This is a genomic window from Rhodococcus sp. KBS0724 (assembly GCF_005938745.2).
Taxonomy (GTDB): domain Bacteria; phylum Actinomycetota; class Actinomycetes; order Mycobacteriales; family Mycobacteriaceae; genus Rhodococcus_F.
Genome location: NZ_VCBX02000001.1, coordinates 1240138 through 1252696, shown reverse-complemented (window position 1 = coordinate 1252696; position 12559 = coordinate 1240138). Strand labels below are relative to the sequence as shown.

Below are 12559 nucleotides of genomic sequence, written 5' to 3'. Positions count from 1 at the left end.
CGAAGGATCGTTATGGACGCCGTCACCAATGTCCCCCACCCCACTAATGAACCGGTCAACAATTACGCGCCGGGAAGCCCGGAAAGATCGCGCCTACGAACCAAACTGACCGATCTGGCTGAGACGCCCACCGACATCCGACAGGTTATCGGCGGCGTCCACCGAACCGCGGAGGGCAAGCGGGAGAACGTAGTTCAACCACACCGTCACAGTTCGGTCATCGGATCGTTCGCGGCCGCAACGCACTCGGACGTCTGCGACGCAATCGAAGCCGCCACCCTCGCGGCCCCCGCCTGGCGCGACCTCTCGTTCGACGACCGCGCTGCAGTCTTCTTGCGAGCCGCCGACCTGCTCTCCGGACCGTGGCGCGAAACCATCGCCGCCGCAACAATGCTCGGTCAGTCCAAGACCGCATATCAGGCCGAGATCGACGCTCCTTGCGAACTCGTCGACTTCTGGCGCTTCAACGTCGCGTTCGCACGTCAGATACTGGCCGACCAGCCCGTTTCCGCTCCGGGAGTGTGGAATCGCGTCGAATATCGGCCGCTGGAAGGTTTTGTCTACGCGATCACGCCCTTCAATTTCACCGCCATCGCGGGAAATCTACCCACCGCACCGGCGCTGATGGGCAACACCGTGATCTGGAAGCCGTCGCCGACGCAGGCCGTCGCGGCGTACCTGACGATGCAACTACTCGAAGCCGCCGGCCTTCCGCCCGGGGTGATCAATCTTGTTCTCGGCGACGGACCCTTGGTGTCCGAGGTCGCGCTTGCCGACCCCCTCCTGGCGGGCATCCACTTCACCGGATCGACCGGAACGTTCCAGCGCTTGTGGCGTGAAGTCGGAGCCAACATCTCGAACTACCGGACGTATCCGCGTCTCGTCGGCGAGACGGGTGGCAAGGATTTTGTGCTCGCACACAGTTCCGCAGACCCTGATGTGCTCACGACGGCGTTGATCCGCGGGGCCTTCGACTATCAGGGTCAGAAATGCTCGGCCGCATCACGCGCATTCGTCCCGAAGTCGGTGTGGGCCAAGATGGGCGACACGTTCATCGACACGGTGTCGTCACTGAAATACGGCGACGTCACCGACCTGACGAACTTCGGCGGCGCCGTCATCGACCAGCGATCGTTCGACCGCAACGCCGCCGCTATCGTCCGCGCCAAGTCGACCAGCAGCCTTACCATCGCGGCGGGCGGCGACTACGACGACCGCGAAGGATTCTTCATCTCGCCGACCGTCCTGCTCGGTGACGACCCCAGCGACGAGGCGTTCAGCACCGAATACTTCGGCCCCATTCTCTCGGTGCACGTCTACGACGACTCCGCACCGAATGCATACGCCGACACTCTTGCTCGTATCGACAGCGGATCCGCCTACGCCCTGACCGGCGCCGTGATCGCCACCGACCGTGCAGCCGTCGATCAAGCTCATCACGGTCTGCGGTTCGCCGCCGGAAACTTCTACGTCAACGACAAGCCGACTGGAGCGGTAGTCGGACAACAACCCTTCGGAGGTGCGCGAGCCTCTGGCACAAACGACAAGGCCGGTTCACCGCAGAACCTTCTCCGTTGGACCTCGACGCGAACCGTCAAGGAGACCTTCGTTCCCCCGACCGATCATCACTACCCCCACCAGGACGTCGATCCAGCCGAAAGCGAGAACCGTTGATGAGTGCCGTGTCCCTGAGCAACCCGCTGCGCCCAGTACTACTGGCTGCGGCGCGCTCGCCGCGACTGGAGAAGACGATCTCCGGGATAGCCTTGACCCGCAAGCTGGTAGACAGATTTGTCGCCGGCAACGCGGAGCCCGCCGCGGTCTCCGCCGTACGTGACATCCTCACCAGTGGCCGGTTCGCGACGGTCGACTACCTCGGCGAGGACACCACCGATCCAGCTCAGGCAACCGCTACCGTCGACGCCTATCTCTCTCTTCTCCGTACCTATGCAACGTTTTCCGAAACTGCTGGGGCGCAACACCCCTTCGAGGTCTCACTCAAACTCTCCGCGCTGGGGCAGTCACTCCCCGGTGACGGTGAGAAGATCGCGCTGGCGAACGCACACCGGATCATCACAGCAGCAGAAGAAGTGGGAGCATGGGTCAACGTCGACGCGGAGGATCACACCACCACCGACTCGACACTGTCCATCGTGAAAGAGTTGCGCCGTGACTTCCCGATGCTCGGTACCGTTCTGCAGGCCTATCTGCACCGCACGGAAGCCGATTGTCGCGAGTTCTCCGGACCGGGCTCGCGAATTCGCCTGTGCAAGGGCGCATACAAAGAGCCGGCCGGCGTCGCATTTCAAAAGCCCGCCGAAGTCGACGCGTCGTACCTGCGTTGCCTGAAGGTCTTGATGGAGGGTGACGGATACCCGATGGTCGCCTCCCATGACCCCGCGATGATCGACGCCGCACTCTCGCTCGCGGCAAGGACCGAGCGGACACCCGAGGATTTCGAGTTCCAGATGCTCTACGGCATCCGCGACGGCGAACAACGCAGATTGGTAGCCGAAGGCAATCACCTGCGCGTCTACGTTCCCTACGGTAGCCAGTGGTACGGCTACTTCATGCGTCGCCTCGCGGAACGACCGGCCAACCTCATGTTCTTCATGCGCTCACTCGCCTCCAACAACTAGGCGCCGGAAACCGGTGGCAGCGGCGGTAACTCGAGGTTCTCACGGAAGGTACCGCCGACGTAATCGGTTCCCACGATTCCGCGCTTGCGTAGTTCCGGCAGCAGTCCGTTCGTGACGAAATCGCGCGTACGCGGATCGGCAAGGTCACCGAGCGTGATGACGTCGAGAACGCCCGCGTCGTATCGCTGCGCGATCGCGTCCGCGAGCTGCTCCGGGGTGCCTGCCGCTGCCCAGTGGCCGGTGTCCTTGGACGCGATGATCAACTCACGCAGCGTCTTTCCTTGCGCGGCGAGCTTGCCGAAGATCTCGACCCGGCCCCGTCGCCGATTCACCGACGACGGGTCCGGGATCAACGAGTCCGGGATCGGCCGGTCCAGCGGCAATTCCGAGAAATCCACACCGCCGCCGAACATGTCGGCAAGCCGCGTGCGTCCGGCGTCGAAGTCCGTCGATTCCTCAGCCTCTCTGACCAATCGGGCGACTTCGGCTTCGGTGGCGCCGTACGTTGCGTGGAACGAGCTGAAAATCAGCGGCAGTTCGTCCCCACGTCCCAACTCTGCCGCCCTGGCGCGGATCGTCTTCGTATAGGTGACCGCGTCCTCGAAGGTTGCGAGCGAGGTGAAGACGACCTCCGCGAAGCGAGCACCCAGTTCGATACCTCCGGCAGACTGGCCGGCCTGGAATTGAACCGGACGACGCTGCGGCAGGGAGGGGATGTTCAACGGCCCTTTCACGGTGAAGTACTTGCCGCGGTGCTCGATGGGGACCACTCGCGACGGATCGAGCACAGCAGAGCTCTCTCCCTGAACCAGGGCGCCGGGCTTCCAGCTGTCGAACAGCGCGTTGACGACCTCGAGCGATTCGGCCGCTCGGGCGTACCGCTCTTCCGGACTCGGCAGTTCCAGGTCGTTGTAGTTCTCTTCTCCGAGTGAGGAAGTAACGGCATTCCACGCAGCTCTGCCATTGCTGACGTGGTCGAGGGTGCCGAACAACCGCGCCAGGTTGAACGGGTGGTGAAATGTCGTCGTGACGGTCGCGATGAGCCCAACATGCGTGGTGACCGCACTCAGCGCGGCAAGAAAGATCAGCGGTTCCTGCGCGCCGATCGCACCCTGCGCGCCGAAGCTCAACAGGTCCGCGGCAAACAGTCCATCGATCTTGTTCGCCTCGGCCGTCTTTGCGACTTCGATTGCGGACGCGACCGTCGAAGTCGTCGGATCGATTGCGGCGTCGTAGATACTCGCCGCCCCACTGACACCGGTCACCGTCTTGAGCGGACGCCTACGATCGGCCACCGACATTCCTCCTGGCTTCGCGAAATCTGTTCCGAATTCACAACGCTAGACCGATCCTGGCTCCCGGCAAGATATTCACTCAGCCTGGTCCTAACCCTCCGAACACTGCTCGGTCACACCCCGGATTTACGGGCACGGTAGGCGGCGACGTGCGCCCTGTTCCCGCAGTTTCCGGTGTCGCAGTATCGCTTCGAGCGGTTACGCGACAGATCGACGAACACCGCGTCACAATCCGGAGCAGCACACCACTGCAGGCGCGAGAATTCCCCGGTTCGGATCAGATCGAGCACACCCATCGCTGCTTCCGCGGCCATCCTGTTGACGAGGGGCGCGTCGTCCGCCGTGACGTGTAAGTGCCAGCCGAGTTCGTCGTGCCGGGCGAGTCTCGGCTGCGCTCCCGATTCGCCCAGCAGCGTGTTCACCAGCACGACGGCGTCGTCTACCTCGGTCACTTCCCAGAACTTTCGCAGGCGTGGACGCAGCGTCCGCACCGCCTCCAGTTCACTCTGTGTGCCGTCACGTCGTCCGGTCCACTTGTCCGCATCGAGAAATCGAGTCAGTTCTTCCTGATCAGGCAGAAGTTCCGCGCCTCCCCGAGCGGTGTTCACCAACGACGCAGCGAAGACGAGCGCCGATTCCGTGTCATCAGCAAAATTCACTTTGACTCCTGAGCAGTGTCGACCTAGTGTCATCATCGTAATCGGTTTTACTCCTGACGGGTGACGACGTGAACTCTCGCAACGGCTTGATCTTCGCTCTGCTGTCCGCTGCGACCTTCGGCGTCTCCGGCCCCTTTGCAAAATCTCTCATCGAATCCGGCTGGTCTCCGGGCGGTGCGGTGTTCGCGCGCGTCGCGGGCGGAGCACTCGTGATGATGGTGATCGCACTCGGCACCCAGTGGCGTCGCATGCGGCAGGTGACGGCCCACACGCGAACCGTACTGCTCTACGGAGTGTTCGCGATCTCCGGTGTGCAGTTGTGCTTCTTCAATGCGGTGCAACATCTTTCGGTCGGCGTGGCACTTCTTCTCGAATACCTGGCCCCGATCATCGTCATCGGATGGGTGTGGATTACCAAGGGTGCACGGCCGAGCGTGCAGACACTGCTGGGCGCGGCAATCGCCCTGGTTGGTGCGGCCGTCGTCATCGACGTTTTCGGTTCGGCAGAGATCAGTGCCATCGGCATTGCGTGGGGTCTGGCCGCAGCTGCCTGCCTCGCAGTGTATTTCGTCATTTCCGAACGCGCCGACGGCGATCTGCATCCGGTTGTGCTTGCGGCGTCCGGACTGACAGTCAGCGCAGTACTCATCGGATTACTCGGGCTGATCGGCCTACTCCCCCTTGCATTCTCGTCGTCGAACGTCGTCGTTGCAGATCACTCGGCGGGAGTATGGCTGCCGGTAGTGGTTCTGGTTGTCGTCAGCACCGTCATCGCCTATCTCACCGGCATCGCCGCGATCACGTTGCTGGGACCGACAATCGGGTCTCTCGTAGCTCTCACCGAAGTGCTGTGCGCCGTGATCGCAGCCTGGATCCTGGTCGGAGAGTCCATCACCGTCATCCAAGGCGTCGGCGGCGCAGCGATCATCGCCGGTCTGGTACTTGCACGCCTCGGCCAAACGACACCTACTCAACCTGTAACTACCCAACCAATGACAAATGTCATGGCAGAAGAATGACGGATCGACGAGGGTTCGCCTGCCGGAAAGCGGCAGATTCTAGGTATGACCTCAGCACAGGCACTATATCCACCCGTTGACGGACGAGCACACGACGCCATTCGACTGACCGGACTTCACAAGCGCTTCGGCGACGTGGGTGCCGTCAACGGCATCGACGTGGGCATCCGGCCCGGTGAAATAGTTGCGTTTCTCGGCCCGAACGGCGCCGGCAAGACAACAACGATCGACATGATTCTCGGCCTGTCGCAGCCGACGTCGGGTGACGTGAGCGTTTTCGGGATGGCGCCGCGCGCAGCGATAGCCCGCGGGCTTGTCTCAGCGGTCATGCAGACCGGCGGACTTCTCAAAGAACTGACCGTTACCGAGACCGTGCAACTGACAGCGAGTCTCTACGTCCGTCCTCGCCCCGTCGACGAAGTCCTGCGCCGCGCCGGAATCCTCGACATCTCGGACCGACTCGTCAGCAAGTGCTCCGGCGGACAGCAGCAGCGCCTGAGATTTGCGATGGCCCTCCTGTCGGATCCACAACTTCTCATCCTCGACGAACCGACAACCGGCATGGATGTCGAAGGGCGCCGGGACTTCTGGTCAGCCATCCGAGCCGATGCGGACCAAGGACGCACCGTGCTTTTTGCGACGCACTATCTCGAAGAAGCGGATGTGTACGCCGACCGCATCATTCTGGTCCGGCAAGGAACAATCGTGGCCGACGGAACCACCGCCGAGGTCAAGGCAATGGCGTCCGGGCGAACCCTGCACGCGAGAGTTCCCGGCATGACCGACGAACTTCTGCGTGCGATACCGCACTCGGATGCCGTCGAACTGCGCGGCGAGGCTTTGACGGTGCACTCGGGCAACACCGATGCCGTCGCTCGGTTTCTCCTGAACAACACGGCGGCGCGCGATCTCGAAATCGTCTCGCGCGGACTCGAAGACGCATTCATCGCACTCACGTCGAACAAGCCGGAAGGACACAAGTGATGACCACTTCGGCCGAACGAACCGTCGTACCACTGGGCGGATTCAACACGACCTTGCTGCGTTTGGAACTGCGTCGCCTGACCCGCAATCGGCGCACGATGCTCTTCACACTGGTCATGCCGGTGGTCTTCTACCTGGTCTTCGGGTTGGGACAAAACGACGACGCTCACGACATCGGACACGGCAACGTCGCGGCGTACATCATGATCAGCATGGCGTTGTACGGCGCCATGCTCGCCACCACCAGTGGCGGTGCGATGGTGTCGATCGAGCGAGCATCCGGATGGAGCAGGCAACTTCGGCTGACACCGCTGACACCGGTCGCCTACATTGCCGTCAAGCTGATCATGGCCATGCTGCTCGGTCTCGCGTCGATCCTCGTCGTCTACATCGTCGGCTCGTTCACCTCCGCCCAGATGGACGGATCACTCTGGTTCACAACGGCATTGATCGCCTGGCTCGGATCGTCGATCTTCGCTGCCTTCGGCTTGTTCATGGGATACCTGCTGCCGAGTGAGAATGTCATGCAACTGCTCGGCCCCGGGCTCGCACTGCTTGCGTTCGGCGGCGGTCTCTTCGTACCGCTCCAGGACGGTTCGGTGTGGGCGACCATCGCCCAATTCACTCCGATGTTCGGCATCAACGCGCTGGCGCACGCGCCGCTGACCGGCAATAGCATCCATTGGACGTGGATCGTCAATATTGTGGTGTGGTTCGCCGTCTTCGCTACCGGAGCGATCTGGCGGTTCCAACGAGATACGGAGCGTGTGTAGTTGTCGGAGACCACTCGCCCGAGCGATTCCGTCGCGGTGCCGCGACGGAATCGCTTCGGCATTCTGTTTGCCGCCGTGTGGATGGTTTTTCTCGGTGGCCCACTCATCGAAGGATGGAACCTTCGCGGCGAATTACGTGGCTGGGTAGGGGTTCTCGCGACGCTCACGTTCAGTGCCCTCTACTTCTATACCTTTGCCCGAGTACAGCAGCGCCGTCTCACGCTCAGCGCGGAACCGACAGTTCGCCGCGCGGTACTCACGTTGGCCGGTCTGACCGCACTCGCGGCTGTGATCGTCATCAGCGTCGGGCCGACCGGTCTCGCAACTGCCCCCTACCTCGCCGTCACTGCCGTGACACTCCTCCCGACCGTGGCCGGCGGCATTCTCACCCTGGCTTTTGCGGCTTCCGTGGAAATCGTCAGCGTCAGCGCCGGATGGGGAAACTATTCCGGCCTGTCACTCGGGGTGTGCGCCGCCGCGTTTGCCACGTGGGGCGTCATGTCCCTCGTCAGACGCAATATTGCAATGGTCCACGAACGAGAAGAACAGGAACAGCGGGCCGTCACGGAGGAACGCGCACGCATGGCGCGAGATCTCCATGACATCCTCGGACACTCGCTCACCGTCATCACTGTCAAAGCCGAACTGGCCAACCGATTGCTGGACGTCGACATCGAGCGAGCTCGCAGTGAACTCGACGATCTCGAACGACTTTCCCGAGACGCGTTAGCCGATGTGCGCTCTGCAGTGGACGGATTTCGAACTATCTCACTTCCTGTCGAGATCGCCCGCGCCCGGGAGGCTCTGCGTGCCGCCGGCATCGAAGATCGGTCCCCGAACAGCACCGAAATGGTCCCACGCCATTTGCGGGAGTTGTTTGCGTGGACCGTCCGCGAAGGTGTCACCAACGTCGTACGTCACAGCGCCGCAACACAATGCACCATCACCATCGATGAGAAGAGTGTGGAAATCTCCGATGACGGCATCTGCGGCGAGAACACGACGATCGGCAATGGGTTGACCGGACTGCGGGAACGCGCCGCCGCAGCGGGAGCCCGTCTGACCATCAACGCCGCCGCGCAAGAAGGTTTTTCACTACAGGTCCACGAACAGGAGAACACGTGAGCATCCGGCTACTACTTGCCGACGACCAGGCGTTGGTCCGCGGCGCCCTTGCCGCACTCCTCGATCTCGAAACCGATCTGAACGTGGTCGCAGAAGTCGGCCGAGGCGACGAGGTTGTCGCGGCAGCGATCGAACACCGCCCCGATGTTGCACTACTGGACGTGGAGATGCCGGGACTGGACGGGATTGCAGCCACGTCGGCGTTGTTGGAAGCGCTCCCCCAGACACGGGTACTCATCGTGACGACCTTCGGGCGGCCAGGGTTTCTCCGTAAGGCGATGCATGCGGGAGCCACAGGCTTTGTCGTCAAGGACACCCCGGCACGGCAACTCGCCGACGCGGTACGACGCGTCCACGCCGGATTACGCGTCGTAGATCCCACGCTGGCGGCAGACAGCCTCGTCACCGGCGAATCTCCGCTGACCGATCGCGAAACCGAAGTATTGCGCGCCGCGAAGGCCGGCGCACCGGTCGCAGCTATCGCGGCCGAACTCTTCCTCTCGGCCGGCACCGTTCGCAATCACCTGTCGTCCGCGATGGGGAAGACCGGTGGTGCAACGCGCGGAGAATCCGCTCGAATCGCCGAAGCCAACGGTTGGTTGTGAGAAGAACAGGGTCCTCACATCGAGTCCCGTATCCGGCAATTCCGTCGCAATGTCTCTTCATCCCCGTCCCACCTGCAGTTCGAACCCAAATATTCACGTATCCTGTTACCTGGTTCCACAGAAAGGTGACGTGGGGCCAGCTGGCGCGCCGCCGACCCGTTATTGGCTACCTTCCAGCTATTAGATCGTGGAGTGAACAACACAGGGGGAAGGCTCATGGCGCAGAGATTCAGCCAACGATTGAATGCGCTGTTCGAGTCCGCCCCCAATCACGTCACCAACGCCATGGTCGTGCGCAGCATGACCGAAGACGGTTGCCGCATCTCGACTCCCTACTTGTCACAACTCCGCACAGGCGTCCGGACCAACCCGTCACCCGAAGTTGTCGCCGCCCTCGCACGATTCTTCGAAGTGACTCCGGACTATTTTTTCAACCCCGACCAAGAGGTGCCATTTCTCGCGAGCGGCGATTCCGACCACCTGCTGCTCGCCCAGCTTCACAACGATCGCCTACGCAATCTCACGTCTCGGGTTGTCGACCTGTCCCCAGCCTCACAGGCTCTGCTTGTCGAAATGGCAGAAAATCTCCGATCATCGGAGAATCTTCCCCGCGTACCTCCCGACTCCAACTCGTACTCGTGGCGCGCCTAGCCCACGTCGGCACAAGGCAGACAGGCACTCCTTTTCCTGCTCCGACGCTCGTGGCCCTATGCTGGGCGATACAGCTGGTTCGCCCGGCGCGGTCATGAGGAGCCCCGAAGACCGTTCCTGGCGTCGAAGCCCCGTCAGCTCAGGCTGACGGAGTGAGAGGGAACCCGGTGAAAATCCGGGACTGTCCCGCAGCGGTAAGCAGGAACGACCGCCGTCTACATGCACTGGGCATCTTGTCTGGGAAGCGACGGCCAGTAGGTTCGATCACCACGATCGAGAGCCCGCGAGTCCGAAGACCTGCCGACTGTGTCGGGCACGCCGTGCCCGACGGTCCACCGCCTCGTGGAATGGGCGCGTAGATCTCGAGAAGTGGTCGCACGTTTGATGCGGCCTCATGAGGTGTACCCGTCTGCCGGCAGTGGCCATCAGTGCATTGGCAATCTGGAGAAACTCCGTGACAACTACATTCACCGCGACCGTGCTGGGCTCTCCGCGCATCGGTCCTCATCGCGAACTCAAGCGGGCAATCGAAAGCTACTGGGCGGGGCGTATCGACGCCGACGCCTTGGAGCGAGTAGCCCGTGACCTCCGTCGGCAGGGCTTGGCCGACCTCCGTGACCAGGGCCTCGACTCCGTCCCGGTCAACACCTTTTCTTTCTACGACCAGATGCTCGACACGGCAGTGCTTCTCGGAGCGTTGCCGGAACGGGTCGCGTCCGTCACCGATCCGTTGGACCGCTATTTTGCGGCCGCACGCGGCACCGACACCATCGCCCCGCTCGAGATGACCAAGTGGTTCGACACCAATTACCACTACCTGGTCCCCGAGATCTCACTGTCCACGACGTTCTCACTCGATGCCTCGAAGGTGCTCGGCGAACTGGCGGAAGCCCTCGCCGACGGAATCCCCGCTCGCCCCGTTGTCATCGGACCCGTCACGTTCCTGCTGCTCTCGAAGGCAGTCGGAAACGACGAGCCGCTGCTGCCCCGAGTGGGCGAACTGATTCCGCTGTACGGCGACCTTCTCGGCAAGCTCGCCGACGCCGGGGCCACCTGGGTCCAGATCGACGAGCCCGCGCTCGTCGGTGACCGCACCGCCGAGGAGATCGAAGCCGCACGCTCTGTCTACGAACAGCTCTCGTCGCTGCCGAATCGACCGGCAATCCTGCTGGCGTCGTACTTCGGATCGTTGGGCGACGCACTTCCGGCCCTGGCGTCCACTGGCGTCGACGGTGTGGCGATCGACCTTGTCGCAGGACATGATTCGATAGGTTCCGTCCCCGAACTCGCCCGGAAACTTGTTGTCGCCGGAGTTGTCGACGGCCGCAACATCTGGCGAACCGACCTGGATTCGGCACTGTCCACGCTGGGCGCTCTGCTCGGCAGCGTCGACACGCTTGCCGTCTCGACGTCGTGCTCGCTCCTACACGTTCCGTACTCACTCTCCCAAGAACCGGATCTGGACAAGGCGCTGCGCTCCTGGCTCGCTTTCGGCTCCGAAAAGGTACAGGAGGTGGTCACACTTGCTACCGCCCTGAATCACGGGCGTGAATCCGTCGAAGACGAATTCGGTCTGGCCCGCGCCGCCGCGTCGACTCGCCGGGACGACAAACGTCTCAACGACGCGACCCTGCGCGGACGCCTTGACGCCGTGCTGAATTCGGCGACCAACCGAGCCCCGGCAGCGGAACGTCGCAAGGCTCAGGCCGAATTGCTCTCGCTCCCTCCACTTCCGACCACCACGATCGGTTCGTATCCGCAGACGTCCAAGATCCGGGTGGCACGCGCGGCACTGCGCAAGGGCGAGATCGACACAGACGAATACATCTCCCGCATGCGCGCCGAGATCGCAGATGTGGTTGCGCTGCAGGAAAAGCTGGACCTGGATGTGCTCGTACACGGCGAGCCCGAGCGCAACGACATGGTCCAGTACTTCGCCGAGCAACTCGACGGGTTCTTCGCGACCGCACACGGCTGGGTTCAGTCGTACGGAACGCGCTGCGTGCGCCCGCCGATCCTCTACGGCGACGTCTCGCGCCCGAAGCAGATGACCGTCGACTGGATCACCTACGCGCAGTCCCTGACCGACAAGCCGGTCAAGGGGATGCTCACGGGACCGGTCACGATTCTGGCGTGGTCGTTCGTGCGTGACGATCAGCCACTTGCCGACTCCGCCAATCAGGTTGCTCTGGCGATCCGGGACGAGACGCTCGACCTGCAGGCCGCCGGCATCGGCATCATCCAGGTCGACGAGCCCGCTCTGCGCGAGCTTCTTCCGCTGCGTGCGGCCGACCAACCGGCGTACCTGGACTGGTCGGTCGGGTCGTTCCGACTGGCAACGTCGGGCGTCGCGGATTCCACGGCGATCCATACCCATCTCTGCTATTCGGAGTTCGGTGCCGTGATCGGCGCGATCGCAGGCCTGGATGCCGATGTCACCTCGATCGAAGCCGCCCGCTCACACATGGAGGTTCTCGATGACCTCAGCGCCGTCGGATTCGACCTGGGCGTCGGCCCGGGCGTGTACGACATCCACTCGCCTCGCGTGCCTGGCGTCGACGAGATAGCGGATTCTCTACGCGAAGCACTCACGGTGGTCCCGGTGGAACGGCTGTGGGTCAACCCGGACTGCGGCTTGAAGACGCGTGGCCCGGTCGAGGTCGAGGCGTCGTTGCGCAACCTCGTCGAGGCAGCAAAGCTGGTACGAGCGGAACTGTAGGGGCTGTGCCCCCGGTGCGTCTTTCTGGTAGTGCGCACTACCAGAAAGACGCACCGGGGTGTGCCATTTTAGTCAAATCATGTACTAACA

At 62.7% G+C, this 12559-nt stretch carries 11 protein-coding genes and 1 riboswitch; of the genes, 9 read left to right on the top strand and 2 right to left on the bottom strand.

Annotated features, from left to right (window positions below; translation table 11 throughout):
* The first annotated feature begins 12 nt into the window (after positions 1-12).
* A complete protein-coding gene (pruA, locus tag FFI94_RS05760) occupies positions 13-1674 on the top strand; it encodes an L-glutamate gamma-semialdehyde dehydrogenase (protein ID WP_138872143.1) in 1662 nt (553 codons plus the stop codon).
* The gene (locus FFI94_RS05755; RefSeq protein WP_138872142.1) at positions 1674-2639 is read left to right on the top strand and encodes a proline dehydrogenase family protein; all 966 of its coding nucleotides are present in this window, start codon (positions 1674-1676) and stop codon (positions 2637-2639) included. The genes pruA and FFI94_RS05755 overlap by 1 nt, the downstream gene beginning before the upstream one ends.
* Here FFI94_RS05755 and FFI94_RS05750 read toward each other — a convergent pair.
* Positions 2636-3934: an NtaA/DmoA family FMN-dependent monooxygenase gene (locus FFI94_RS05750; protein WP_397495310.1), complete on the bottom strand. Its 1299-nt coding sequence runs from the start codon at positions 3932-3934 to the stop codon at positions 2636-2638. The two genes, FFI94_RS05755 and FFI94_RS05750, sit on opposite strands and share 4 nt — an antisense overlap.
* A gap of 113 nt (positions 3935-4047) precedes the next feature.
* Positions 4048-4593 carry a CGNR zinc finger domain-containing protein gene (locus tag FFI94_RS05745; RefSeq protein ID WP_138872140.1) on the bottom strand — a complete coding sequence of 182 codons (546 nt, stop codon included), beginning with the start codon at positions 4591-4593 and terminating at the stop codon, positions 4048-4050.
* A gap of 68 nt (positions 4594-4661) precedes the next feature.
* Here FFI94_RS05745 and FFI94_RS05740 point away from each other — a divergent pair, with 68 nt between their 5' ends.
* From FFI94_RS05740 to metE, 7 genes are all read left to right on the top strand, one after another.
* The gene (locus FFI94_RS05740; RefSeq protein WP_138872139.1) at positions 4662-5612 is read left to right on the top strand and encodes a DMT family transporter; all 951 of its coding nucleotides are present in this window, start codon (positions 4662-4664) and stop codon (positions 5610-5612) included.
* A 45-nt stretch (positions 5613-5657) separates the two neighbouring features.
* Positions 5658-6596, top strand: a complete 939-nt coding sequence (locus FFI94_RS05735; protein WP_138872138.1) for an ABC transporter ATP-binding protein — start codon at positions 5658-5660, stop codon at positions 6594-6596.
* Positions 6596-7369: an ABC transporter permease gene (locus FFI94_RS05730; protein ID WP_138872137.1), complete on the top strand. Its 774-nt coding sequence runs from the start codon at positions 6596-6598 to the stop codon at positions 7367-7369. The genes FFI94_RS05735 and FFI94_RS05730 overlap by 1 nt, the downstream gene beginning before the upstream one ends.
* A complete protein-coding gene (locus FFI94_RS05725; RefSeq protein ID WP_138872136.1) occupies positions 7370-8494 on the top strand; it encodes a sensor histidine kinase in 1125 nt (374 codons plus the stop codon).
* Positions 8491-9099, top strand: coding sequence for a response regulator transcription factor (locus tag FFI94_RS05720; RefSeq protein WP_138872135.1), 609 nt, complete (start codon positions 8491-8493; stop codon positions 9097-9099). The genes FFI94_RS05725 and FFI94_RS05720 overlap by 4 nt, the downstream gene beginning before the upstream one ends.
* Positions 9100-9315: 216 nt before the next feature.
* The gene (locus FFI94_RS05715; RefSeq protein WP_138872134.1) at positions 9316-9750 is read left to right on the top strand and encodes a helix-turn-helix domain-containing protein; all 435 of its coding nucleotides are present in this window, start codon (positions 9316-9318) and stop codon (positions 9748-9750) included.
* Between the two features lie 118 nt (positions 9751-9868).
* Positions 9869-10070, top strand: a riboswitch (cobalamin riboswitch).
* A 134-nt stretch (positions 10071-10204) separates the two neighbouring features.
* Positions 10205-12469, top strand: a complete 2265-nt coding sequence (metE, locus tag FFI94_RS05710; protein WP_138872133.1) for a 5-methyltetrahydropteroyltriglutamate--homocysteine S-methyltransferase — start codon at positions 10205-10207, stop codon at positions 12467-12469.
* Positions 12470-12559 lie beyond the last annotated feature (90 nt).